This window comes from Alishewanella jeotgali KCTC 22429, assembly GCF_000245735.1.
GTDB classification, from domain to species: Bacteria; Pseudomonadota; Gammaproteobacteria; order Enterobacterales; family Alteromonadaceae; genus Alishewanella; species Alishewanella jeotgali.
On the sequence record NZ_AHTH01000055.1, the window covers coordinates 26,118 to 51,702 of the forward strand.

The window sequence follows — 25,585 nt, forward strand, 5'->3', positions numbered from 1 at the left end:
GCAGATGATTGAAATAAAAAATCTGGCCAAGGCATTTGCCCTTGGTAAAGGCAGCAAGTTATCCGAGACGGAAAAGCAGGATGTGCGCTATGCCGACAAGGAATTCCGCTCAGTACGTGATGTCAGTTTTCATTGTGGGCAGGGTGAAGTATTGGGTTTATTAGGCCCTAACGGCGCCGGTAAAACCACCACCTTGCGGATGCTCTCTACAGCGCTGAAACCGGATGCTGGCTCGGTACTGATTAATGGTGTCGATGTGCTGCGCGAACCGGTCAAAGCACGAAAGCAAATCGGCTTTTTATCGGCCGATACCGGCCTGTACGGCAAGCTGAGTGCCTATGAAAATATTGCCTATTTTGGCCGCCTGCACGGGATGAAAGAGGCCGCATTAAAACAGCGTATTGATGAGCTGTTCACTATGCTGAATATGCATGACTTCGCCAGCCGCCGTGCTGACAATATGTCGACCGGTATGAAACAAAAAACTGCCATTGCCCGCGCCGTAGTGCATTCACCAAAGGTAGTGATCCTGGACGAACCCACCACCGGCCTGGATATTATGACGGTACAGACGGTACTGGATTTTATTAAAGGCTTAAAGCAAGCCGGTACACCGGTGATTTTCTCCACTCACCATCTGGATGAAGTAGCCAGCTTATGTGACCGGGTGGTGGTGATTGATAAAGGGATCAGCGCATTTTCCGGCGATCTGGCAGAATTTAAAGCCCTGGCGCCGGCTGGCGATTTACGTGACGCCTTTTTAAGCGTGCTAAAACAACAACCCCGCGAGCAAGGAGCAGCCTGATGTGGCAGGTTTATTTAAAAGAATTAACTGAACTGATGCGTGATCGCAAAACCCTGATTTTTGTGATCTTACTGCCAATTTTTATTTTCCCGGTGATTTTCGGTGTGATGGGGTTGGTGCTATCGTCGACCACGGCCAAAGCGATGCAGGAGCAACACAAGTATGTGATTGTAAATGGGGACCAAGCGCCGGAATTTGCCGAAGCCTTGTTTTATCATAAGAATTTTAAACGGGTTGAGTCTACGCTGACTGCGCCTGAGGAGCTGATAGCCGCTATCCGCGCCGGCGAATTTGCCGTGGCGGTAGTGATCCCGGATGATTTTCAGGCCAAGCAAAGCGCGGTAGAACAAAGCCAGTGGCAACTGATTTATAATCAGTCCAGTCAGCTGGATTTTATGTCGCGGTACTTTAATGAATTACTGGAAAACTATACCGGCCAGTTACAACGTCAGTCTTTATCAGCGCTGGGGGTTGATCCGGTAAAACTGACTGCTATTTTAAAACCGGTGTCGGTGCAGAAAGTGGATACTGCTGATAAACGCGAAAATATCGGTGAGAAGTTTGGTGCGCTGATCGCCTATATCCTGATCCCGCTGTGTTTGCTGGGCGCTTCCTATCCGGCCATTGATATGGGCGCCGGTGAAAAAGAGCGCGGTACCCTGGAAACGCTGTTGATCTGTCCGGTTAGCCGCTCGGCCATTGTACTGGGTAAATTCTTAACGGTACTGACTACCGGTCTGGCCGGGGCACTGATTACCGTCGCCAGTTTCGGGATCTGGGGTGCCGTTATCGGATCCTTTGCCGGTTTTGCCGTGGTGCAGGAAGCGATGGGAGCGATCGCGACCGTCGAGCTGTTGCTGATTTTCCTGATGATCGTACCCACCTCTGCCATTTTCGCTTCTTTATTGTTAGCGATCTCTATTTATGCCAAAACCTTTAAAGAAGCGCAGAACTATATGAGCCCATTGTCAATTCTGATGTTTGTGCCGCTGGCTGCCGCCATGATGCCAGGGGTAGAGCTGACCACCAAGACCGCGATGATCCCGGTGATGAATGTGGCTCTGGCCATTAAAGAGCTGATTAAGGGCACCGCCGATGGCAGTATGATCGCGCTGATCTTCGGGGCGACAGTGGCGCTAGCCGCTGCCTTGATTGCGTTCTGTGTGCACTGGTTCCAACAGGAAAAGGTGCTGTTCCGGTAACGGTAGACTTTTTATCGATCAGTATCAAAAAGCTATTGATAACGATTCGCAATAATATTATTATGGCGCAGTTTTCTGAGAAGAGGCTGCGCCATGTTTGTTTGTATTTGCAAAGCGGTAACGGATAAAGCGATTAAGCAAGCGATTGCTGATGGTGCTGAGTCTATGCGTGATTTAAAGGCACAGCTGGGCGTAGCGAGTCAGTGCGGTAAGTGCGTATGCCAGGCGCAGCAAATCTTACACAATGAACTGGTGAAACAGCAGCAATTAATCGATAGTCTGGCCAAGCCAGCAGCCTGAGCCATAATTAAACTGCAGTCTCAGCCTTTTAGTTATTCTCATTCTGGTTAAACACCGCCATAATAAACCCTGATTTTACTCAGGGTTTTTGTTTTTTAGTTACAGACATTTTATCGGTCGTCAGGAGTAGCAAATGGATCAGATCAAGCAGGTTGCGATAGTCGGTGGTGTGCATGGTAACGAGTTTTCCGGCATCTATCTGGTAAAACAGTATCAGCAGCAGCCAGAGCAGGTCCGTCGTCGCAGCTTTACTACCGAAACCGTTTGGGCCAATCCGGAAGCGCACTATGCCAATAAAAGGTATCTGCACAGCGATTTGAACCGTCAGTTTAAAACCGTCGATCTGGCCAATCCCAATCTCTGCAATTACGAGCAAAGCCGCGCCAAGGTGCTGAATGCGCAACTGGGGCCCAAGGGTAATGCCCGCACTGATCTGCTGATTGATTTACATAATACCACCAGCAATATGGGCGCCTGCTTAATCCTGACCCAAGCCGGCCCGTTTTATAATAAGCTGGCTGCTTACGTCAAAATGAAAATGCCGGAAGCCATTATCTCGCGTGACGAGGATCATTTTGCCGCTGAAGAGCATGCGCTGATGTGCACACTGGGGCGTTATGGTGTGCTGGTCGAGGTTGGGCCGCAGCCGCAATCGGTGTTGCGACAAGACGTGCTGGAGCTGATGCATCGGATGACGCAGCATATTCTGGATTTTGTCGAGCTGTACAATAACGATGCCTTGCCGGTACTGCCAAAACAAACCGAAGCTTTCCGCTACTTGCACAGTATCAAGTTACCCATGAACGAACGTGGTGAGCGTATTGGTATGGTGCACAAAAATGTGCAGGACCGTGATTATCAACCGATTTACCCCGGTGATCCGCTGTTTACTCTGTTTGATGGCACTGTCGTTAAGTACGAGGGCGAGCAGGTGGTATATCCGACCTTTATTAATGAGGCCGCTTATTATGATAATAATCTGGCGATGTCGCTGAATGAAAAAGTGCTGATTGAGCTTGAAGAATAGCGCTATATTGATTAAACCGCCCAAATGCTTAATGGGTTACAGGATGTAATTTATGCTTAAGCGACTTCTGCCCGGCCTGTTGTGTGTCTTAGTGTACGCAGAGCTTTGTGGGGCTGAACCGGCAAAAGACGTTGTCTATCTCACTGAACACAGTATGCCAGGGACTTTTCTGGATGCTGAAAATCAGCCGGCAGGACCTACTGTCGAGCTGGTCAAAGAACTTAGTCGTCGGATGGAGCAGGGGGGGTATTATTACTTAATGCCCTGGGCCAGGGCTATGCAACGTGCGCAGCAAACTCCCCGCAGCATCCTGTTTGAGACAGTGCGTAATGCTGAACGCGAAGCCTTGTTTAAATGGGTTGGCCCGGTTAAGTTTTATGATATGTACCTGTATGGACCTTCTGATATTGCGGGATTAGGCTTAACCGCCGCTGAGCTCAGCCAGCGCTATATTGCTTGTGGCTACCGCGGTGCTTCGTATCATGCTGCGCTGGAAACCATGGGATTTGATGATGACAAAAATCTGGTTCTGATGACCCGGGCTGGCGATTGTATCCAGATGTTAAAGCTGGGGCGGGCGGAGCTAACACCATTAAACCGTTTACGACATGGTGAACGCTTTAGCGCCTTTGGCATTGAGTTAGCACCGCTGCAACCCATCCGTAATGTGGAGCTATATCTGGCGTTTTCACTGGACTTTAGTGATGAGGAAATTCAGCGCTGGCAATATCAATTGGATCAGATGTTTTTAGATGGTTCGGTGCGCCGTCTTTATCAGCAAGACTTTCCGGAAGAGTTGATCAACAGATTAGAGCAAGCCGCGGCAAAGTCCTTGCAACGGCGTGGTGCTAACTAGCCCGATACTGCTTCGACTCTCGGCGCTATAGCGCTATTCGGTTGCGGGTTATAGCGTGGTGTAGCTGGCTTTTTTCTGGATCAGCTCGATAGCATAGTTATCCGGATCCCTGACAAAAGCAATCTCTGTGGTCCCCCCCTTCACCGGCCCGGGTTCACGGCTAATGATGCCGCCCTTAGCACGGATTTTGTCACAGGCCTCATAAACATTATCTACTTCCAGCGCGATATGACCAAAGGCCGTGCCCAGCTCATAACTGTCTACACCCCAGTTATAGGTCAATTCCAGCACCGCATTACTGCTTTCATCACCATAGCCAACAAAGGCCAGTGTATATTTATACTCCGGGTTTTCTGACTGACGCAGCAGCTGCATTCCCAGCACTTCAGTGTAAAAAGCGATCGACCTTTCCAGGTTACCGACCCGTAACATCGTATGTAGCATACGCATGCTTAACTCCTATTCGGTTTTTTCTTTAAATTCACACAGATCTTCGATTAAACAGCTGCCACAGCGCGGCTTTCGTGCCACGCAGGTATAGCGGCCATGCAGGATCAGCCAGTGGTGGACGTCTAGTTTAAACTCGGCCGGTACCACTTTAAGCAGCTTCTGCTCAACTTCGTCGACATTCTTACCGGGTGCCAGCTTGGTGCGGTTACTGACCCGGAAAATATGGGTATCCACTGCTATCGTCGGCCAGCGAAAGGCAGTATTTAGTACAACATTAGCCGTCTTACGGCCGACACCCGGCAGTGCCTCCAGTGCCTCGCGATCCTCGGGCACTTCGCCATTGTGCTGCTCGACCAGGATGCGGCAGGTTTTAATCACATTCTCAGCCTTAGTATTAAACAGGCCAATAGTTTTAATATAGTCTTTTACGCCATCTACGCCCAGTGCCAGCATCGCGGCCGGCGTACGTGCGACCGGAAACAGTTTACGGGTGGCTTTATTAACGCCCACATCAGTGGCCTGCGCTGAAAGCAGGACCGCAATCAGTAACTCAAAAGGTGAGCTGTATTCGAGCTCAGTAGTCGGGTTTGGATTGGCCGCACGCAGGCGGCTTAGCATAGCAATACGTTTGTTTTTATTCATGCGTTGTTTGTCTTATTGCACCGAGCCGGTAACCCGGGCGCGGGCAATACTGCCTTTTTCAATGATCTGCCGCTTAGCCAGGCGCTGGTCAATACTGTTCTTTAACGCAATCAGCAGCCCCATACCAATAAAGGCGCCTGGCGGCAGCATCGCCAGTAAGAAATGATTGTCGCTGTGAAATACTTCAATTCGCAGTACTCTGGCCCAGTCGCCCAACAATAGCTCAGCACCGTCAAACAAGGTGCCCTGACCCAGCAGCTCGCGCATGCCGCCTAACACCAGTAACACCAGTAAAAAGCCCAGCCCCATCATCAGCGCATCAATAGCGGACGGTAACACCGGGTTTTTCGACGCAAAGGCTTCGGCGCGGCCGATAATGGCGCAGTTGGTAACAATCAGAGGAATAAAGATCCCCAGTGATTGATAAAGCCCGAAGGTAAAGGCGTTCATCAGCAGCTGCACCACTGTCACAAAGCTGGCAATAATCAGTACGAAAATTGGGATCCGGATTTCATTAGGTACGTGTTGGCGTACCAGAGATACCACGATATTCGAACCGAGTAACACCAGTAGCGTTGCCAGGCCCAGCCCCAGCGCATTGGTCAGGGTACCTGTTACCGCCAACAGTGGGCAGAGCCCGAGTAACTGCACCAGGCCAGGGTTATTTTTCCATAGCCCCTGCAGGCTAAGCTCTTTAAATTGACTCATGGCATGATCTCACAATTTGCCGTGGCGTCTGCCAGTTCCGGGTGTTGTTGCACGAAGCGGGCGGTGCGATAGATGGCATTGATCACTGCTCGGGGGGTAATGGTCGCGCCGGTAAACTGGTCAAAGTCACCGCCATCTTTTTTTACCGCCCAACGTTTGGCATCAGCTTCGGTTGCGCTCTGGCCGCTAAAGGCATAAATCCAATTGTTGCGACGGCTCTCAATTTTGTCACCCAGCCCCGGTGTTTCCTGATGGTTCAGTACCCGGCTGCCTAATATTTCGCCGCCAGGCGTTACTGCAACCAATAAATCGATATTGCCGCTGTAACCGTCCGGTGCTGTCGTTTCGACAATAAAGGCTTTTAGCTGTTGCTGATCGCGCCAACGGTATACCGCCTGTGCTGTGCTGCGCCCCAACGCCTCAGGTGCCGTTACCTGGACACAATCGGCCAGTAAGGTGCGAACATCGGCTGGCTCGGGCAACACCTCCTGCAGGGTATTCATCCGGCTTAACAGCTGTTGTTCGGCAATGCGCTCTGCCGTGAGCTGGTTTATGGTACCAAGAATAGCGACACAAAGCAGGGCAACCAGTGCCAGGATCAGAGCATTTTTACTGATAAAGCGGATCATTTCAGGTCCCGTTTTGCTTTGTGGCCATAGGTGCGGGGCCGGGTGTAATAATCAATCAAGGGGACGCTCATATTGGCCAGCAGCACAGCGAAGGCAAAGGCATCCGGATAACCGCCATAGCTACGGATCAGATAGACCAACAGACCAATTAAAGCGCCATACCAGAGGCGGCCTTTATCGGTAGTAGAGGCGGAAACCGGGTCGGTGGCAATAAAAAAAGCCGCCAGCATAGTCGCGCCGCTAAACAGATGGAATAGCGGGCTTGGGCTGGCACCGGCTGAACCCAGCCAGAATAACAGCGAAGGCACGGCCAGACCTGCCAGCACGGCTGCAGGAATACGCCAACTGATCACCTTTTGTTGGATCAGTAGCAGTCCGCCCAGTAAGTACGCCAGATTCACCCATAACCAGCCGGCACCGGCAAAGCTATAAAATACCGGCCGCTGTAAGCTCTCTGCCAGTGTCATCCCGGCCGCCAGATCCTGGCGCAAACTATCCAGCGGCGTCGCTTGTGTGCTGCCATCAATGCCTTGTTGTAGCTGCGACAAACTAAAGCCACTGCAGCTGTACTCAGTAAATACCATACAAAACGCATCGAGCGGGCTGAGCGCGACCGGCTGTAAACTGACCGACGGCAGCCATTGCGTCATCTGTACCGGAAAAGAAATAAGCAGCATGACATAGGCGGCCATCGCCGGATTAAACAGATTGTTACCCAGGCCGCCATACAGCTGCTTTACCATCACAATCGCAAAGGCCGTACCTATCACAATCAACCACCAGGGCGCATAGGGCGGTATTGCTATCGCCAGCAGTACCGCGGTTACCAGGGCACTATGATCAAGCAAACGCGGCAATACCGCTTTCTGACGCAGCCGGAGGATCAGGGCTTCGCAAAGCCAGGCTGTACAAATAGCCAGCAGCAGTTGCACCAGCACACCGTAGCCGAAAAAAACCGCCTGTACTGCTATACCGGGCAGGGCAGCCAGCGCCACCCATTGCATCAGACTGCTGGTAGTGCGCTGGTTATGGTGGTGTGGTGAGCTGGCTATTTTAAAGCTCATTCTGTTTTACTCTCTTCACTGTCTCGTTGTTCACTGAGCTGTTGCTCAGTAGTCTGGTGCTCAGTACTCTGCTGCGCTTTGCGGGCTTTGGCGCGGGCCAGGGCGGCGGCGACTGCGGCTTTGCGCGGGTCGTCATTGCCGGCAGTGTCAGGCTGTATCCCAGTATCAGGCGCCAGGCTTTGCTGTGCTGTTGTCACAGCGATGTCTGCCGCAGCAGGCTCAACTATGGCTGTTTCTTGTGCCGGCGCTGCCGATTGCTTTGCTTTGGCTCTGGCCAGTGCTGCGGCAATAGCCGCTTTACGCGGATCTTCCGGCATCGCAGCTGCATCTGCGGCCACAGGCTCTGTTACTGTTGTTTCTACGGTCGCTGTTACTGATTGTTTTGCTTTGGCTCTGGCCAACGCTGCAGCAATAGCTGCCTTACGCGGATCCTGTTGTTCGGGCTCGGCAGCGATGGCAGAAGGTTCTGCCATGGTGCTATTGGTCTGCCCGGCTTGTCGGGCTTTGGCTCTGGCCAGAGCGGCGGCAACAGCGGCTTTGCGCGGATCGGCAGTATCTTGTGTTGTTGGCTCAGCAGCTGTGGTTTGCTCCACAGTAGGACTGGAAGCGGCATCTGCCTGACGCGCCTTGGCGCGAGCGATGGCAGCGGCGACGGCAGCGGCTTTACTGTCTACCGAGCTGTCCGATGTACTGGCCAACGTGCTGTCTGCCGCACTGGCTGCGGCTGTAGCCTGTTTCTGCGCCTGATATTCGCGGGCTTGTTGTTTTTTTAACTCGCGTTCGGCCAGAATTTGTTGATGATCTTTGGCGCTATCGGTTGCCTGCAGCGCTGCTTTTTCTGCTTGCTGGGCTTTAACCCGCGCCAGAGCTTCGGCGACAGTCTGGTTTTGATTCGGTTGCGTCTGTTGTCTGGCGGCCGCCAATTGTTGATTGCGCGCCAGGCGCTGCTGTTTTTCCTGCTCCAGCCGGGCATTGCGGGCTTCAAAGCGGGCTTTTGCCTGCTCCGCTTTTAGGGCTTCGCGTTGTTGCTCACGGATTTCAGCCTTGGCCACGCGGTAATATTGCACCAGCGGAATTTCACTGGGGCAAACGTAAGCGCAGGCGCCACACTCTATACAGTCAAATAGATTGTATTCCTGCAGCTTTGCCGGATCCCGGGCCTTGCTGTACCAGAGCAACTGCTGGGGTAATAGTGTAGCCGGACAGGCATCCGCACATTGGCCGCAGCGGATACAGTCCAGTTCAGGACCATTATCCGGCAGTTCGTCGCGGGTTGGTGCCAAGATACAGTTAGTGGTTTTCACAATGGGGACCGCCAGATCCGGTAGCGTAAAGCCCATCATCGGGCCACCCATAATGACTTTCTGCTGTGCTTCGCTTTGAAAGCCACAAAAATCCAACAAGGAACTGACCGGGGTACCCAGCAGTGCCAGCACATTTTGTGGCTGGCGCAGCGTTTCGCCGGTCACCGTAACAATACGCGAGATTAACGGCTGATCATCCAATACCGCCTGGGCAATGGCAAAGGCGGTGCCGACGTTTTGCATCACAATGCCGATATCAGCTGGCCGGCGGCCGGCGGGAACCTCTTTATTGGTCAGCAATTGGATCAGCTGCTTTTCACCGCCAGAAGGGTATTTAACCGGGACTTCCCGTACATAGTAGTGTTCGCGTTGGCTACAGGCGGCCTTCAGGGCGGCGATTGCAATAGGTTTATCCGCTTCAATCCCAATCAGTACTGCCTTGGGGTTTAGCAGTTGACACAGAATATCAATACCTTTGACGATGGTAGTAGGCGCTTCCTGCATCAGGGCATCATCGGCACTGATATAGGGTTCGCACTCCACGGCATTAATAATCAGATAATCTACCGGTTGCTGCATTCCGGCTTTTAAATGCGTTGGAAAGCCAGCGCCACCCATGCCAGCAATACCGCTATCCTGGATCCGCTCCAGTATTTGATGCCGGCTGCTGGTGGCAATATTCAGTGGCCGCCGCTCGCGCCATTCGTCTTTGCCATCCGGAACTAAGACTATCACCGGCTCAGGTAGGGCTGAAGGGTGAGCGCTGGTATGCTGGCTGATACTATGAATAACACCTGAGGTTGGCGCATGTACCGGCACCGCCATAGAATTATCGGCGCTGGTTAAGGCTTCACCCTTGAGTACCCGTTGTCCGACAGCGACAATCAAACGGCCGGCAACACCAATATGCTGACGTAATGGCAGATAGAGCCGGTCTGGCAGCGGTAACTGCGCTACCGGCTTACTACTGGTTTGACTTTTCCGTACCGGCGGATGGATGCCACCGTGAAAGTCCCACAGGGTGCCGGCCTGAATTTGCTGAAATAAGGTTGGCAAATATTGTTACTCCACCATCTTAACCGGTATGGCCTGCAGATCCCATTTCCAGCGCTCCACAGAGTCGGCAACAGGGATCATATCAATACAATCGACCGGGCAGGGCTCAACACAGAGGTCGCAGCCGGTGCACTCATCGGCAATCACCGTATGCATTTGTTTTGACGCACCGACGATGGCATCAACCGGACAGGCCTGAATACATTTAGTACAGCCGATACATTCATCTTCACGGATAAAAGCTACCCTTTTGATGGCGACTTCCTGCGCAGCGTTGAGCGGTTTAGGTTCGACCCCTAATAGCTCCGCTAATTTTTTAATGGTTGCCTCGCCACCGGGGGGACATTTATTAATGTCATCGCCATTGGCGATGGCTTCAGCATAAGGCCGGCAACCAGGATAGCCACATTGTCCACATTGGGTTTGCGGCAGAATATCATCAATCTGCTCTACCAGTGGGTCGCTCTCCACTTTAAAGCGGATTGCCGCATAGCCAAGCAGTGCGCCGAAAATTAAAGCCAGCGTGCCTAATGCCAGTAATGCATTGAGTAAGGTCATAGTGCTTTCACCAGACCACTGAAACCCATAAAGGCCAGCGACATCAAACCGGCGGTAATCATCGCAATGGCCGCGCCTTTAAAGGGAACAGGCACGTCAGCGGCGGCCAGCCGTTCGCGCATGGCAGCAAACAGGATCAGCACCAACGAGAAGCCGACTGCCGCACCAAAGCCATAGAGGGCGGAGTTAATAAAATTATGCCGGGCATTGACGTTTAATAAGGCGACGCCAAGCACCGCGCAGTTAGTGGTGATCAACGGCAGGAAGATACCCAGTAAACGATATAATCCCGGGCTGGTTTTATGTACCACCATTTCAGTAAACTGCACTACTACGGCAATCACCAGAATAAAACTCAGAGTGCGTAAGTACAGTAAGCCCAGAGGTGCCAGTAGATAGCTGTCCACCAGATAGCTGCAAATCGAGGCCAGGGTTAACACAAAGGTTGTCGCCAGCGACATACCAATAGCCGTCTCCAGCTTACCAGACACCCCCATAAAGGGGCAGAGGCCAAGAAATTTGACCAGTACAAAGTTATTCACCAGTACTGTGCTGGTTAACAGCAGCAAGAATTCAGTCATAAGGGTAAAGTACTCAGCATAGGCCCTATATTATGCAAGCTTGGGCTAAGGCTTACAACCTGATAAAACAAAGGGTTTTACCTTGCAGTAAAACCCTGGCTGTAAAGCGAAACGGACTATTCTACATCGGTAGCGGTTTGCCGATGTAATAACCCTGGGTGCCGTCGATAAACAACGACTCCAGCATATGCTTTTCTTCTTGTGTTTCGACACTTTCGGCAAAAACACCGACGCCGATACGGTGTGCAAGGTCGATCATCAGGCGCATAAAGTATTGATTGTTCTTATCATGGTCAATATGACGAGTATAGCTACCGTCCATTTTAACGTAATCCGGTTTTAGATCGCGGAAAAACTTAAAGGAAGTGATACCGACACCGAATTTCTCTACGGTGATCCGGGCACCGGCACGGTGCACCATATCGATAAAGCGTTTACTGGTTTTCAGGTTTTGCTGTAAGCCAAACTCTGATACTTCAAACACGAGTTTCGAAGCGATATTGGCATCTTTTAATAAACGCCTTTCTAACCAGATAACAAATTGATCGTCATGCACACTGCGAGGCGACAGGTTAATCCCGAAGTACTGATCCTGCATATTGCGCTCTTTAATAGTGGTGAGCGCAGTCTCGATGATCGCACGGTCAACGGCGATTATTTTGTCCAGTTTCTCTGCCATCGCCAGAAAAGAAGCGGTAGGTAATATCTGGTCTTCATGTGTTTTAAAACGCACCAAGATTTCAGAGTAAGCCTTTGCTGCTCTGGTTGAGGGCTGAATACTTTGTAACATCAAAGAGAGTCGATTGTTATTCAGTACGTCTTCAATGACATTGCGCCAGTTTTGATTGCCATAAGTATTGCTGGCGTTTTCCAAGCCACTGCTTTCTTTTTGCAGGTGCCAGGCGTTAGGTTGTTTCGTTTGCGCCAGGCTTATTGAGGTATCCGCTGTGGCTAATAACTCCCCCATGGCTTTGCCTGTTTCATAGCTAACCAGGCCTGTGTAGGCAACTGAGTCCAACTCAGCCAATTTTTGGTACTCATTAAAGCGGCTTTGTAGCTGCAATGCGAAGTTCTCGGACTCTTTCGGCGTTACTCTGGGTAACAAAATACCGAAATCTGAACTATTCAGACGGAATACCCGGGCGTTGTTATAGGTTGCTGCAACTTTTCTTATAATATCAGCCACTTGGCTTACGTAGTTGTCACCTTCCTGAAAACCACGAGTTTGGTTAATACTTTGTAACTCGGTGCAACGGGTTATGGCAAAAATACCAAATTCATTCTGGTCGCTATTTTTTCCCAGTTCTTCGTAAGCCTGGACAAATCTATTACGGTTAGGTAAGCCTGTAACGTGGTCTTTATAAGCTTCTTCAGCAATACGCTGCGCTTCAGCAGTCATTTTTTCATATTCTTTACGCGTATGTTGCGCAAGTTGCTGTAAAGACTTAGCAATATCAGAAAATTCTATTGGTAGCTTTTTCAATACTTGTTGCGGAGGAGTTTGTTGATTTAAAAAACCTTCTATAGCGTCATTAACTGCCTGGCTGGTGCGGGCATACTTGCGTTGCAGACTGTTTTTTACAAAAAAGAACGGTAACCAGCCTAAAATCAGTGGGAGAAACACGATTAACCATAACATGGTTTGCAATGACGCTAGCTGCTCACTTTGGTCAAGTTCATAACGGATGCGAACTTCTTGTTGCTCATCACGGACAGTAAAGGTTTGAAAGGTTTTACCACTCATTATCAGCAAACGTTGCAGGAGGTTCACTTGAGCTCTGTTATGGGTTTGCTCATATAAAATGGTACCGTCAAATTTACTGATCTGTAAGTTTTTAAAATTAAAACTGCGTTCTAACTGGCGGCTTATTGCCTTTCCATCAGCCGTGATTTGCGAGCTGAGCAGCTGCTCTATTATGGATTGAGTTTGACTTTCTTGCAGCTGTAACTGCTGTTTACCGTGATGTAAAAATACCAGTAGCAAAATAACGACTAGCAGTAACGCAGCAATAAACTGCGCGATAAGTAGCGTTCGAAAATTTTTCATAATTCCATACCACCGGACATAGCAAGATCCCTGAATGAAGCTCGGAAGGTTAGTATTGCAGATATTACCTATATTAAAGCAAAAAAAACCTTAAAAATAAATAAATAACCTTGATTCAGCACAAGCAGAACCAATCAAGCTGACGGCTTTTACCGAGTTAGAAAATTTGCTGGCGCGTTAAGACGCCGGAATATATGGCTCCCCAGACTGGACTCGAACCAGTGACCTACGGATTAACAGTCCGCCGCTCTAACCAACTGAGCTACTAGGGAACAGAAAATTGCCAGTAAAGGCTAAATGAAGTGGCTCCCCAGACTGGACTCGAACCAGTGACCTACGGATTAACAGTCCGCCGCTCTAACCAACTGAGCTACTAGGGAACAAAAATGCTGTTGAGGAAGTGGCTCCCCAGACTGGACTCGAACCAGTGACCTACGGATTAACAGTCCGCCGCTCTAACCAACTGAGCTACTAGGGAACAGCATTCAACGGGGCGCAATACTAATGCCAGCACATCAGCCTGTCAACACTTTGGCAGCGGGATTTTAAGAGCACAGGTTCACTTGCATAGAGTTTCGCCATTATGCTGCTTTTCACAGCATTTATTCTGTGTTTTAAGAACGGTAAGCAGCGAACAGATAACCTCTTTGCTTCGGTATTCCAAGGGAGAATGCTGGTAAGACAAAGGATAGAAAAAGTTACTCACAGAAGCTGTGGATAACTCTGTGAGTTATCAGTTATCTGTTATAGCCAAGCCTTGAGCCTAGTGCGTTTCGGCGGGGTCAATAGCTTTGCGATAAAAAATTATATCGTTATAAAACAACATCTTGCATTTAATCTTGCTAGGTGGCGTGGTACCGGCTGGCGAATTGTTGTTTTAAGCGTCGATCTGTCGTTATTGTGCACTTTTTAATGCTGACTTGGGTAATTTAGCCACTGGGCATGGTACTGCCAGCCGATCTTCACTACAATGGCGTGCCTTTATCCGCTGATGTCTACCATGTCTGAAACTCGTGTGCATACTAAGAATCCGTTGTTAAATACGGCCATTGCGCCCTTATTAAAACAGCTGACCTGGCCGGTGTTGGGCGGTATGTTGACGCTAATGAGCTTCAACCTGGTTGATACCTTCTTTATTAGTTTATTAGGAACAGCGCAGCTTGCGGCCATTAGTTTTACCTTTCCGGTAACCTTTACCTTGATCAGTCTGGCGATCGGTCTCAGTATCGGTACCTCTGCGGTAATCGCGAAGGCGTTGGGTGCTGGTCAGGCCGATTCAGCAAAAGCTGATAGTATTGCCGCACTCTGGCTGGCCGCAATATTGGTTTGTCTGCTGGCAATCGGGATCGCGATATGTTTGGACCCACTGTTTTTACTGCTTGGTGCGACCGACGCTACCTTAGTTTACATTCGTGATTATATGTTTATCTGGTTAGCTGGCTCGGTGCTGTTGGTAACACCGATGATCGGTAACGCGATTTTACGAGCTGCCGGGGAAACCAAAATCCCAAGTCTGGTCATGGCGGCCGGCGGTCTGGTGAATGCTGTGCTCGATCCCTTACTCATATTCGGTCTTGGGCCTTTTCCGGCACTCGGTATGCAAGGCGCTGCTCTGGCGACAGTGATTTCATGGCTGACCGGTTTTATCTTTATTCTTTACTGGCTGACTGTGCGGCGTAAGTTATTAGATCGCATCTTATTACCCTGGACCTTGTTTTGGTCTATCTGGCGGCGGATTTTGCACATTGGTATGCCTGCCGCAGCGGCCAATATGTTGACCCCCTTAGCAATGGCGATCTTAACGGCGATGATTGCCGGCTATGGGCCTGAAGCGGTAGCTGCACTTGGCGTGGGTATGCGGCTGGAAAGTATTGCTTGTTTGGTGGTGCTGGCGCTCTCGATGACCCTACCTCCAGTCATCAGCCAAAACTTCGGTGCCGGCTTGTTAGGGCGGGTGCAACAAGCGTACTTTACCGCTTGCCACTTTGTTTTAAAGTGGCAAGCCGGCGTCTTCGTGTTACTTGCGCTGCTCGCTTATCCGATAGCGGCCTTGTTTACCCAGGATCAACAGGTTGCGACCTATATCCGCTATTTTATCTGGTCACTACCGCTCAGTTACGGCTTGCAGGGGGTAATCATCTTAACCAACTCCTCGTTCAACGCTTTACATTTGCCCGCTAAAGCAATGATATTGAGTCTGGTGCGGTTTTTTGTCTGTTATATTCCGCTAGCCTGGCTGGGAGCAAAAATCGCCGGGGTACCGGGATTATTTATCGGCGCTATGGTTGGCAATTTTCTGACCGCCAGTCTGGCCTATTATTGGTTTAAGCAGGTTATACAACGTTATCAGTAGGGAATTATATGTCGCGCGCTTTTGAACTTGTATCCGACTATCAACCGGCCGGCGATCAACCTGAAGCCATTCGTAAATTAGTCGAGGGTCTGGAAGCCGGACTGGCGCATCAGACCCTGCTTGGGGTAACCGGCTCCGGTAAAACCTTTACTATGGCCAATGTGATTGCCAAAGTAGGGCGGCCGACGCTGATTATGGCGCATAACAAAACCCTGGCCGCGCAATTGTATGGCGAGATGAAGGCGTTTTTCCCGCACAATGCCGTCGAATACTTTGTCTCTTACTACGATTATTACCAACCTGAAGCCTACGTACCCTCGACAGATACCTTTATTGAAAAAGATGCCTCGATCAATGAGCATATCGAGCAGATGCGTTTATCCGCCACTAAAGCGCTTATGGAGCGCCGCGACGTAGTGATTATCGCATCGGTATCCGCGATCTATGGTCTGGGGGATCCCCAGTCCTATATGCAAATGTTGTTGCATCTGAAGCAGGGCGATATCGTCGATCAGCGTTTTATCCTGCGCCGTCTGGCGGAGCTGCAATATACCCGCAATGATCTGGCCTTTGAACGCGCCACTTACCGCGTGCGTGGTGAAGTGATCGATATCTTTCCGGCGGAATCGGATGATATTGCGGTAAGGGTTGAGCTGTTCGATGAAGAAATTGAGCGTATCAGCTTGTTTGATCCCCTGACCGGCGCCGTTGAAAAAATTGTCACCCGTTTTACGGTTTATCCGAAAACCCACTATGTGACACCGCGGGAGACTATTTTAGCGGCGGTAGAGCAAATTAAAGTGGACTTATCCGAGCGGCGTCAGGAGTTACTGGCGGCCAATAAACTGGTGGAAGAGCAGCGCTTGGCACAGCGCACCCAGTTTGATATCGAAATGATGGTCGAGCTGGGTTACTGCTCGGGTATTGAAAACTATTCGCGCTATTTGTCTGGCCGGGAGCCCGGCTCGCCACCGCCAACGCTGCTGGAATATTTCCCGGGTGATGGCCTGATGTTTATTGATGAGTCGCACGTCACCATTTCACAAATTGGCGCCATGTATAAGGGCGATCGTTCGCGCAAAGAAAACCTGGTGAATTATGGTTTCCGGCTGCCGTCGGCTCTGGATAACCGGCCGCTGAAATTTGAAGAGTTTGAAATTATCGCACCGCAGCGGATCTATGTGTCGGCAACACCAGCGGCCTATGAACTGGAACACTCGGCCGGTGAGGTGGTAGAGCAGGTGGTGCGGCCAACCGGCCTGGTGGATCCAGAGATTGAAATCCGGCCGGTGGCGACCCAGGTCGATGATTTGATGTCGGAAGCGATGCAACGGGCAGAGCGGAATGAGCGGGTACTGGTCACCACCTTAACTAAGAAAATGGCCGAGGATTTAACTGAGTATCTGAGCGAACATCAAATCAAAGTGCGTTATTTGCATTCAGATATTGATACCGTCGAGCGGATGGAAATTATCCGGGATCTACGGCTGGGAGTGTTTGATGTGCTGGTCGGTATCAACCTGCTGCGGGAAGGCCTGGATATTCCGGAAGTGTCGCTGGTGGCCATTCTGGATGCCGATAAAGAAGGGTTCTTGCGCTCAGAACGCTCGTTAATTCAAACCATTGGTCGGGCGGCACGTAACCTCAGTGGTCGCGCCATCCTGTATGCCGATCGCATCACCGACTCCATGCAGCGGGCGATTTCGGAAACGGAGCGGCGGCGGGCAAAACAGCAAGCCTTTAATGCGTTGCACGGCATAGCGCCACAAGCGATTAAAAAGAAAGTGGCCGATGTGATGGATCTGGGGCAGGCACCTCAACCGATGGATCCGAAGCTAAGGCAGGTGGCGGAACAAAGCCGGTTGCGCCAGGGCAAAACGCCTTATCAGTTGCAGGCGGAAATTAAGCAACTGGAGCAAAAAATGCTGCAGCATGCCCGCGATCTGGAGTTTGAACAGGCGGCGGCGTTACGGGATCAGATCCACCAACTAAAGCTATTATTGCTTGAATTACCGGCAGATTAAGGTGTGATTGCTTAAAGTCTAAACGTTTTCATGGGGTTATTCAGTTTTCATTAAGTTGCAACGCCTAAGATGCGCTCAGTTGCACGATATCAACGGAAAACTGACTAAGTGAGGTCAACTATGAAACGTACTTTAATCGCAACCGCCTTATCTCTGTGCTCTGCCGGCGTACTGGCCAATAGCTTCCAGCATCAGACTAATCTGGACTATCAGTGGGGCGATATCCTGAATGCTGATTTGCGCTCTTACAATCTGTCACACCAGTTCTATTTAAATCCGGTGCAGGCTGCCAACAATATGCCATTGGCCGAAGCCGGCTTTTTAAGCCGCAGCAGCAGCCTGCAGTTTGGTTACAGCTACAACCAGTTCGACTTCGGTAATCTGGGCAAAACCAGTTTAAGTGGTTGGAGCCTGGGTGGTGAATACCGTGATGTTAGCCATAACTTCTATGCCAGCTTATTATGGACTGAGCTAAACAATAGCGATGACCGTGTTGGTCAGGCTAGTCTGGGTTATTACCTGGATCCGAGCTGGTTGTTGAAACTGGATGTAGAACACCTGCGCCCTGATGGCGATGGCAGTGTTACCCAGTACGGCGTTAGCACCAAAAAGTTAATGACGCTGGCACATGGCGATTTTATCAGTGTTGAAGCCAGCTATATGGATCAGGCCAATAGCTCACTGGGCCGTTTCGGTGTCGCGGGTGATTACTATTTTGGTCGTAACCTGTCACTGGGACTGGCTTATGACTGGACCAGCAAGGGCGTATTTAATTCTGAGTCTGACGCCTTTACGGTTCGCGGTCAGTGGTATGCGATGCCAAATCTGGCGTTACGCGCTGGTGTAACCTTTGATAGCCTGGAAACCGGTGACGATCTGTACCATCTTGGTGCCAGCTTCCGCTTCTAAGCTGCTAAACCTTTGTTGCTGATATTAGGGGCCATGCTGGCCCCTTTTTTATACCTGTTATACCGATAAGCCCCAATCATCGCGGGCTTGCCGCGCCAGGGTTTCCTGAAATTGCGGTGCTGCTATTGCGATCAGCGCTTTCGCCCGTTCGGTTAAACTGCGGCCACGCAACTGGGCGATACCGTACTCCGTCACAATATAGTTGACGTGGGCGCGGGTCGTCACCACACCAGCACCAGGAGCCAGCAAGGAGCTAATGCGGGAAACCTTGCCACCGGCGGCGGTAGCGGGCAGGGCAATGACCGCCCGGCCACCTTCAGACAGACTGGCTCCGCGGACAAAATCCATCTGGCCACCGACACCGGAATAAATTTTGGTACCGAGCGAATCGGCACAAACCTGACCGCTAAGATCAACCTGCAGCGCACTGTTAATCGCCACCACTTGCGGGTTTTGGCGGATCACCGCGGTATCATTGGTATATTCGACATCCAGGAACACTACTTGCGGATTGTCATCGACAAAGTCATACAAGGCTTGTGAGCCCATCGCGAAGGTGGTGACAATTTTGCCGCGATGTTTCTTTTTATTTTGATTAGTAATGATGCCCCTTTCCAGCAGCGGTAACACGCCATCGGAAAACATCTCGGTATGTACACCCAGCTGCTGATGTGAGCCCAGACAGGCCAGGGTGGCATCCGGGATAGCACCGATGCCCATTTGTAAACAGTCGCCATCTCGGATCAGGCTGGCAACGTGCTGGCCAATTTGCCGGGTCACCGGATCCAATTCTGCCGGCAGATGCAGCGGCATCGGTGCACTAAATTCGACATAGCGGTCTATTTGGCTTAGATGAATAAAAGAATCGCCATGGGTTCTTGGCATTTGCGGATTAACCCAGGCGATCACTTTTTTTGCCATTTGTAAGGCAGCCCGGGTGGCTTCAACCGAAATGCCCAGGCTGCAGTAGCCATGTTTATCCGGCGGTGAAACCTGGATCAGCGCTGCATTCAATAGCTGCTCACCACTTCTAAACAACTTCGGGATTTCTGACAGAAATAACGGCACGTAGTCGGCCTGGCCGCACTGGATAGCGCTGCGGGTGCTGCCACCGACAAAGAAACAACGTTGTCGCAGATGGCCCTGTAACGCCGGATCGCACAACATATCACTGTGTTCGGTATGCAATTGTAATAGCGTCAAATTGTGATAGCGGGGGGCGATATTCGCCAGGCCCCGCAATAAAAACCACGGGGTGGCGGCCATCGATTGGCACCAGATTTGATCATGATCGGCGAGGATACTTAAAGCCTGTTCGGCGGTTTCGCAGCGCATAGGGTCTCCACTGAGCGGTAAAGCCCCAGTTTAGCTGTTTTTGCGCGGCGCAAAGCTGATAACGATCAAGTCGCAGGGATAAAAAAGCCCCGCACGGGGCGGGGCTGTTTCGAAAAACGACAATTACTTGTTAGCTTTCTTTTCTTTTTCTTTGGCGATAACAACTTCAGCCACGTTGTTTGGACATGGTGAGTAGTGATCGAATTCCATTGAGAACTGACCACGGCCAGAAGTCATAGTACGCAGGTGGCTGATATAACCGAACATCTCGGCCAGTGGTACGTGCGCTTTTACGCGTACGCCCATAGCGCCTGATTCCTGGCCTAAGATCATACCACGACGACGGTTTAAGTCACCGATCACGTCACCGATGTTGTCTTCTGGTGTGAAAACGTCAACTTTCATGATTGGCTCTAACAGCTGTGGACCGGCTTTCGGCATAGACTGACGGAAAGCGCCTTTGGCTGCGATTTCGAACGCGATAGCTGATGAGTCAACGGCGTGGAAACCACCGTCGAACAGCTCAACTTCAACGTCCAGTACCGGGAAGCCTGCCAGAGGACCGGTAGACATCATTTCTTTAAAGCCTTTCTCGATAGCTGGGAAGAATTCCTTCGGAACGCTACCGCCCACTACGGTTGACTTAAAGGTGTAACCGGTATTCACTTCACCCGGACGGATGCGGTAGTCGATCTTACCGTACTGACCAGAACCACCAGACTGCTTCTTGTGCGTGTAGCTGTCTTCGATTTCACGGGTAATGGTTTCACGGTACGCAACCTGTGGTTGACCTACAATCAGCTCAACGCCATAGGTACGCTTCAGGATGTCAATTTTGATATCCAGGTGCAGTTCACCCATACCTTTCAGGATGGTTTCGCCAGAGTCTTGATCAGTCTCAACGCGGAAGGTTGGATCTTCAGAAACCAGACGGCCGATAGCTACGCCCATCTTCTCGATAGCGCCTTTATCTTTTGGTTGTACTGCGATAGAGATTACCGGCTCTGGGAATACCATTGGTTCCAGCGTACAAGGATGTTTCACGTCACACAGGGTATGACCGGTTTGTACGTTTTTCAGACCAATTAGGGCGATGATGTCACCGGCCTGAGCCGTAGTCAGGTCGGTACGGTCGTTGGCGTGCATTTCTACCATCCGGCCAACGCGCTCGGTTTTACCAGTGAACGAGTTCAGGATGGTATCGCCTTTGTTCAGTACGCCAGAGTAGATACGGATAAAGGTCAGGGCACCGAAACGGTCGTCCATGATCTTGAACGCTAACGCACGGAATGGCTCGTCGGCAGAAACGATAGCGTATTGGCCAGTTTCGTTACCTTCTTCGTCAGTCAGTGGCTGTGGGTTAACTTCAGTCGGGGCTGGCAGATATTCAACCACGCCATCCAGAACCAGTTGCATACCTTTGTTTTTGAAGGCTGAACCACAGAAGGTTGGGAAGAAAGCCAGGTCACGGGTACCTTTACGGATACAACGCTTAACGTCTTCAATTGATGGCTCTTCACCTTCCATATAAGCCATCAGCAGTTCGTCATCCATTTCCAGTGCCGTTTCGATCAGCTGCTGGCGGTACATTTCAACGTCATCAGCCATATCAGCTGGCACGTCAGTCACAGTGTAGTTTTCAGGAATGCCTGAGTCATCCCACACGTAAGCTTGCTTGGTTAACAGGTCAACCACACCTTTAAAGGTTTCTTCACGGCCGATTGGCAGTACCATGATCAGTGGGTTAGCGCCCAGTACTTTTTTAACCTGTTCAGTAACACGGATAAAGTCAGCACCGATCCGGTCCAGTTTGTTAACGAAGATCAGACGAGAAACTTTAGCGTCGTTCGCGTAGCGCCAGTTGGTTTCTGATTGTGGTTCTACACCACCAGAGCCACAGAATACGCCGATACCGCCGTCCAGAACTTTCAGTGAACGGTATACTTCTACGGTGAAGTCTACGTGACCCGGGGTATCGATAACGTTGAAACGGTGACCTTTCCAGTAACAGCTTACAGCCGCTGACTGGATAGTGATACCGCGCTCAGCTTCCTGTTCCATAAAGTCGGTAGTCGATTCACCTTCGTGAACTTCGCCCAGCTTATGGATTTTACCGGTTAATTTCAGGATCCGCTCAGTGGTAGTGGTTTTACCGGCATCAACGTGCGCGAAGATACCAATGTTTCTATATAAGGATAAATCTGCTGACATAGTAGTCTCTATAAGCTAGGGTTTGAAAATTAGGGCGACAATATACAGGATTTTTTTTCAGTTTGCCCGAAAAAAAATCAGTGAAATTTGTTAAATTTCTATGTAACTGTCAATTCTTCGGCACGCTGTGTTATTCGACCAGCGTTGCCCATAAATCATATTCATCCGCATGTTCCACCAACGCCTGCACCAGCTGACCTGGTTTAAGGTTGGTTTCACCATTCAGATAGACAGCACCATCAATCTCCGGTGCGTCTGCAAAGCTGCGGCCAATGGCGCCTTCTTCATCTACTTCATCAATCAGTACGCTGATGGTGCGGCCGACTTTGGCTTGCAAGCGCTCAGCACTAATGGCTTGCTGTAGCTGCATAAAACGATGGTAACGCTCTTCTTTTACATCCTCTGGCACCGGATCCGGCAGCTCGTTGGCTTTGGCGCCGTCGACCGGGCTGTACTTAAAGCAGCCAACCCGATCCAGCTGCGCCTCTTGCAGCCAATCCAGTAACATCTGGAAATCTTCCTCGGTTTCACCCGGGAAGCCGACAATAAAGGTGGAACGGATAGTCAGATCCGGGCAAATTTGCCGCCATTTCTTGACCCGCTCCAGTACCTTTTCCGCCTGTCCCGGCCGTTTCATCAATTTTAAAATCCGTGGGCTGGCGTGCTGGAACGGGATATCCAGGTAGGGTAATACTTTGCCTTGCGCCATCAGTGGAATAATGTCATCGACATGCGGATAGGGGTAAACGTAATGCAGCCGCACCCAGATACCCATTTCGCCCAGCGCTTCGCACAGCGATTGCATTGAGGTTTTTACCGGCTGACCATTCCAGAAACCAGTGCGGTGTTTAACATCGACGCCATAGGCACTGGTATCTTGCGAGATAATCAACAGCTCTTTTACGCCAGCGTTTTTCAGGCGCTGCGCCTCGTCCAGTACTTCACCAATCGGCCGGCTGACTAAATCACCGCGCATCGACGGAATAATGCAAAAAGTACAGCGGTGATTACAGCCTTCAGAAATTTTTAAGTAGGCATAGTGCTTAGGTGTCAGCTTGACACCATGGTCCGGCACCAGCATGGTGAAGGGATCATATTTCGGCTTCGGCACAAACTCATGCACCTGCTTTAACACATTCTCATAACTGTGCGGGCCGGTAATCCCCAGCACATTAGGATGTACTTCACGAATTTCATCTTCCCGGGCGCCTAAACAGCCGGTGACAATAACCTTGCCATTTTCCGCCAGCGCTTCGCCGATGGTGTCTAAGGATTCCTGCACTGCAGAGTCAATAAAACCGCAGGTATTGACGATGACCAGCTCGGCATCATCATAGCTTGGTACGATGTTGTAGCCTTCAGCTTTAAGTTGGGTCAGGATCCGTTCTGAGTCGACCAGGTTTTTCGGGCAACCGAGCGAAACAAAGCCTATTTTGCTGCCAGTACCATTGCTGTCTTGGGCGGCTAAGGTTTTGGCCGGGGTATCCAGGGTTGTGGTCTGGCTGGGATCGAAAGTCTGAACGCTCATAATTGCCTGTGCTGGTTAAAGGAAAAAACCGGGCGCGCATTATACCTGAAGCGTGGCAAAGTAACAGCGGCTGCTGGCCAAAAAGTCGACACCCCTGTGCGCTTAAAGTGATTTTAGCAACAAGGCGATGGCATCGGCATGTTGCTCTGAGAACGTTTGTTGTTGTCCATATAGATGAATAACGGCCTGTAAGTCAGCGTGCTCGTCCTGATCCAGTAAACGTTTTAACCCCATTTGCCAGTGCGGAAATTGCCGTTGTTGCACCGGCCGCTCACTGACCAGCCGTACATTTTGATGTCGCGGATCGGCAGCAATCAACTTAAAGCGGGTTTTTACCAGCTCGGCGGGGCCTTCCAGTAACTGCAAAAAATGCCGGCTGGTAACCAATAATACACCGGTGATCCCAAGCCGCTGATTATTGCGCTCGGCTTGCTGATGGATAGTGGCGATTTGCTCGCTGCTTAGTCCGGGGGCTACATCGCTGATGTAAGTTAACTGCAACAAGGGCTCGGACATAGCGTTTCCTTAGCGATACCGCTTTTGTGCTTTATGTTTCCGTTCGGCTTCGCGTTCGGCTTTCTCTGCCGACTTTGCCGCTTCTTCGGCCTTGGCGTCGATCAGTTCCTGACTCACCATCGCCGGTGTTTCCAGAGTAATGGGGCCAAGGTTACCGGCTCGCAGCTCCGTAATCAGGATAGCACCGGCTTTTTCTAAATCGACCACGCCGCCTTTACGCATCGCACCGCGGCGCATGCCGATCGCATCCAGCAGCGCCAAATCGTTCTCTGGCTGCTCAGTCAGTCCGAACCGTGCCATTACTGCTGCCGGATAGGCTTGTAGCAGATAGTCGGCGGCAAAGAGCGCGATATCGGCATAATCAAAAACCGTGTCTTTGATGGCGCCGGTCACCGCCAGCCGGTAACCACAGGTGGTCGGGCTAAGTTTGGGCCATAAAAAGCCCGGCGTATCGGTTAAGATCACGTTATTTTCCAGCTTGATCCTTTGCTGTGCCTTGGTCACGCCGGCTTCGTTACCGGTTTTAGCGATAGTACGGCCCGCCAGGGTATTGATCAGCGTGGATTTGCCGACATTGGGGATACCCATAATCATCGCCCGGGCGGCGCGCACCTCAAGATTGCGCTCCGGCAGCATGCTATTGCAAAGCTCCAGCAGGGCTTTGATTTGTTCTGGTTGCTGTTGGCTGATCGGGATGGCGCGGACATTTTTTTGCTCGGCAAAATAGTCAACCCAGCGCGCTGTCAGCGCAGGATCGGCCAGATCGGCTTTGTTTAATACCTTGATACAGGGGGTATCTTTGCGCAGTTGCGGCACCAGCGGATTCTCGCTGGAAAAGGGGATCCGCGCATCCAGCATTTCGATAATAATATCGACCTGTGGCATCACCTCGGCGATTTCTTTGCGGGCCTTATGCATATGACCCGGAAACCAGTTAATTGACATGGGGTATCCTGTATAAGGTTAAAATTGGTCCAGCAGCTCGCGCCGGTAATCTGCTGGGTCCAGTTTAAGTCCCAGCTCGGCTATCTGCTGTTGTAATTGATTATCAGCCAGATTTAGCTCCGACATCATCAGCGTATTATCGTCGAGTTGCCAGATCAGCCTGGAGCCGGCATAGCTGTATGCCAGTATCAGCAGTGCGCTTGGGTTATGCTGTTCGGCCGCCGCCTGGATTGCCCGCAGCTTGCGCTGAATTAAATTCAGTTCGTGTTTCAGATCCCAGATATAGGCGACTTCACTAAAGTAGGGGTGACGCTTTAGTTTTTTCAAAGCGCTGCCAACCAGGATACAGCCGATAACGACCCCGGCGAAGTTTAGCCAGAAATTAGAGCCGCTGCCGTCCGATAGCAGGCTGATCAACAGCGTCGAACTGGCAAGGCTGACAATCAGCAGCGCCAGTATACTTAGTACCGTAATCCGGTTCAGGCGTTTACGGTATAGCGCCTTATCAATCACTTTCAGTTGCATAATTTTCCTA

At 50.8% G+C, this 25,585-nt stretch carries 23 protein-coding genes and 3 tRNA genes; 8 read left to right on the forward strand and 18 right to left on the reverse strand.

Features of this window, described 5'->3' with window-relative positions:
* Positions 1-4: 4 nt before the first annotated feature.
* From AJE_RS16660 to AJE_RS16680, 5 genes are all read left to right on the forward strand, one after another.
* Positions 5-805 (forward strand): ABC transporter ATP-binding protein, encoded by an 801-nt coding sequence (locus AJE_RS16660; RefSeq protein ID WP_008951827.1) that lies wholly within the window; start codon positions 5-7, stop codon positions 803-805.
* Complete coding sequence (locus tag AJE_RS16665; RefSeq protein ID WP_008608207.1) at positions 805-2,007, forward strand: ABC transporter permease; 1,203 nt, start codon at positions 805-807, stop codon at positions 2,005-2,007. The genes AJE_RS16660 and AJE_RS16665 overlap by 1 nt, the downstream gene beginning before the upstream one ends.
* A 93-nt stretch (positions 2,008-2,100) precedes the next feature.
* Entirely contained in the window at positions 2,101-2,307 is a 207-nt protein-coding gene (locus tag AJE_RS16670) for a bacterioferritin-associated ferredoxin (RefSeq protein ID WP_008951828.1), read from the forward strand.
* A 133-nt stretch (positions 2,308-2,440) separates the two neighbouring features.
* Positions 2,441-3,334 carry an aspartoacylase gene (locus tag AJE_RS16675; protein WP_008951829.1) on the forward strand — a complete coding sequence of 298 codons (894 nt, stop codon included), beginning with the start codon at positions 2,441-2,443 and terminating at the stop codon, positions 3,332-3,334.
* A gap of 52 nt (positions 3,335-3,386) precedes the next feature.
* The gene (locus tag AJE_RS16680) at positions 3,387-4,190 is read left to right on the forward strand and encodes a substrate-binding periplasmic protein (protein ID WP_008951830.1); all 804 of its coding nucleotides are present in this window, start codon (positions 3,387-3,389) and stop codon (positions 4,188-4,190) included.
* Between the two features lie 48 nt (positions 4,191-4,238).
* On the opposite strand, the gene gloA is transcribed toward AJE_RS16680, so the two are convergent.
* From gloA to AJE_RS16740, 12 genes are all read right to left on the reverse strand, one after another.
* Positions 4,239-4,640, reverse strand: a complete 402-nt coding sequence (gloA, locus tag AJE_RS16685) for a lactoylglutathione lyase (RefSeq protein WP_008951831.1) — start codon at positions 4,638-4,640, stop codon at positions 4,239-4,241.
* A gap of 9 nt (positions 4,641-4,649) precedes the next feature.
* Positions 4,650-5,282, reverse strand: coding sequence for an endonuclease III (gene nth / locus AJE_RS16690; protein ID WP_008951832.1), 633 nt, complete (start codon positions 5,280-5,282; stop codon positions 4,650-4,652).
* 12 nt (positions 5,283-5,294) lie between these two features.
* Positions 5,295-5,990, reverse strand: coding sequence for an electron transport complex subunit E (locus AJE_RS16695; protein ID WP_008608215.1), 696 nt, complete (start codon positions 5,988-5,990; stop codon positions 5,295-5,297).
* Positions 5,987-6,619: an electron transport complex subunit RsxG gene (rsxG, locus tag AJE_RS16700; protein ID WP_008951833.1), complete on the reverse strand. Its 633-nt coding sequence runs from the start codon at positions 6,617-6,619 to the stop codon at positions 5,987-5,989. The genes AJE_RS16695 and rsxG overlap by 4 nt, the downstream gene beginning before the upstream one ends.
* Positions 6,616-7,683: an electron transport complex subunit RsxD gene (gene rsxD / locus AJE_RS16705; protein ID WP_008951834.1), complete on the reverse strand. Its 1,068-nt coding sequence runs from the start codon at positions 7,681-7,683 to the stop codon at positions 6,616-6,618. The genes rsxG and rsxD overlap by 4 nt, the downstream gene beginning before the upstream one ends.
* A complete protein-coding gene (gene rsxC, locus AJE_RS16710) occupies positions 7,680-10,043 on the reverse strand; it encodes an electron transport complex subunit RsxC (protein ID WP_008951835.1) in 2,364 nt (787 codons plus the stop codon). Before rsxC ends, rsxD begins: the two co-directional genes overlap by 4 nt.
* A gap of 6 nt (positions 10,044-10,049) precedes the next feature.
* The gene (gene rsxB / locus AJE_RS16715; RefSeq protein WP_008951836.1) at positions 10,050-10,601 is read right to left on the reverse strand and encodes an electron transport complex subunit RsxB; all 552 of its coding nucleotides are present in this window, start codon (positions 10,599-10,601) and stop codon (positions 10,050-10,052) included.
* Positions 10,598-11,182: an electron transport complex subunit RsxA gene (rsxA, locus tag AJE_RS16720; RefSeq protein ID WP_008951837.1), complete on the reverse strand. Its 585-nt coding sequence runs from the start codon at positions 11,180-11,182 to the stop codon at positions 10,598-10,600. The genes rsxB and rsxA overlap by 4 nt, the downstream gene beginning before the upstream one ends.
* Before the next feature lie 121 nt (positions 11,183-11,303).
* Complete coding sequence (locus tag AJE_RS16725; RefSeq protein ID WP_008951838.1) at positions 11,304-13,229, reverse strand: EAL domain-containing protein; 1,926 nt, start codon at positions 13,227-13,229, stop codon at positions 11,304-11,306.
* 195 nt (positions 13,230-13,424) lie between these two features.
* Positions 13,425-13,501: transfer RNA gene (locus AJE_RS16730), tRNA-Asn, on the reverse strand.
* Positions 13,502-13,532: 31 nt separating this feature from the next.
* A tRNA-Asn gene (locus AJE_RS16735) sits at positions 13,533-13,609 on the reverse strand.
* Between the two features lie 21 nt (positions 13,610-13,630).
* Positions 13,631-13,707 (reverse strand) — tRNA-Asn (locus AJE_RS16740).
* 522 nt (positions 13,708-14,229) lie between these two features.
* Between AJE_RS16740 and AJE_RS16745 the strand changes: the two genes are divergently transcribed.
* The 3 genes from AJE_RS16745 (at position 14,230) to AJE_RS16755 (ending at position 18,515) form a co-directional block, all read left to right on the forward strand.
* Positions 14,230-15,582, forward strand: a complete 1,353-nt coding sequence (locus AJE_RS16745) for an MATE family efflux transporter (RefSeq protein ID WP_008951839.1) — start codon at positions 14,230-14,232, stop codon at positions 15,580-15,582.
* Positions 15,583-15,590: 8 nt separating this feature from the next.
* Complete coding sequence (gene uvrB / locus AJE_RS16750; protein ID WP_008951840.1) at positions 15,591-17,606, forward strand: excinuclease ABC subunit UvrB; 2,016 nt, start codon at positions 15,591-15,593, stop codon at positions 17,604-17,606.
* 120 nt (positions 17,607-17,726) lie between these two features.
* Positions 17,727-18,515, forward strand: a complete 789-nt coding sequence (locus AJE_RS16755) for a putative porin (protein WP_008951841.1) — start codon at positions 17,727-17,729, stop codon at positions 18,513-18,515.
* A gap of 57 nt (positions 18,516-18,572) precedes the next feature.
* Here the strand turns inward: AJE_RS16755 and AJE_RS16760 are convergent, their stop codons facing one another.
* The 6 genes from AJE_RS16760 to AJE_RS16785 form a co-directional block, all read right to left on the reverse strand.
* Complete coding sequence (locus AJE_RS16760) at positions 18,573-19,850, reverse strand: acetyl-CoA hydrolase/transferase family protein (RefSeq protein ID WP_008951842.1); 1,278 nt, start codon at positions 19,848-19,850, stop codon at positions 18,573-18,575.
* Between the two features lie 123 nt (positions 19,851-19,973).
* Complete coding sequence (gene fusA / locus AJE_RS16765) at positions 19,974-22,061, reverse strand: elongation factor G (RefSeq protein ID WP_008951843.1); 2,088 nt, start codon at positions 22,059-22,061, stop codon at positions 19,974-19,976.
* A 130-nt stretch (positions 22,062-22,191) separates the two neighbouring features.
* Positions 22,192-23,589 carry a 30S ribosomal protein S12 methylthiotransferase RimO gene (rimO, locus tag AJE_RS16770; protein ID WP_008951844.1) on the reverse strand — a complete coding sequence of 466 codons (1,398 nt, stop codon included), beginning with the start codon at positions 23,587-23,589 and terminating at the stop codon, positions 22,192-22,194.
* A 102-nt stretch (positions 23,590-23,691) separates the two neighbouring features.
* Positions 23,692-24,105 carry a BLUF domain-containing protein gene (locus tag AJE_RS16775; RefSeq protein WP_008951845.1) on the reverse strand — a complete coding sequence of 138 codons (414 nt, stop codon included), beginning with the start codon at positions 24,103-24,105 and terminating at the stop codon, positions 23,692-23,694.
* Between the two features lie 9 nt (positions 24,106-24,114).
* A complete protein-coding gene (ylqF, locus tag AJE_RS16780) occupies positions 24,115-25,050 on the reverse strand; it encodes a ribosome biogenesis GTPase YlqF (RefSeq protein WP_008951846.1) in 936 nt (311 codons plus the stop codon).
* Between the two features lie 18 nt (positions 25,051-25,068).
* Positions 25,069-25,575: a DUF3087 family protein gene (locus AJE_RS16785; protein WP_008951847.1), complete on the reverse strand. Its 507-nt coding sequence runs from the start codon at positions 25,573-25,575 to the stop codon at positions 25,069-25,071.
* Positions 25,576-25,585 lie beyond the last annotated feature (10 nt).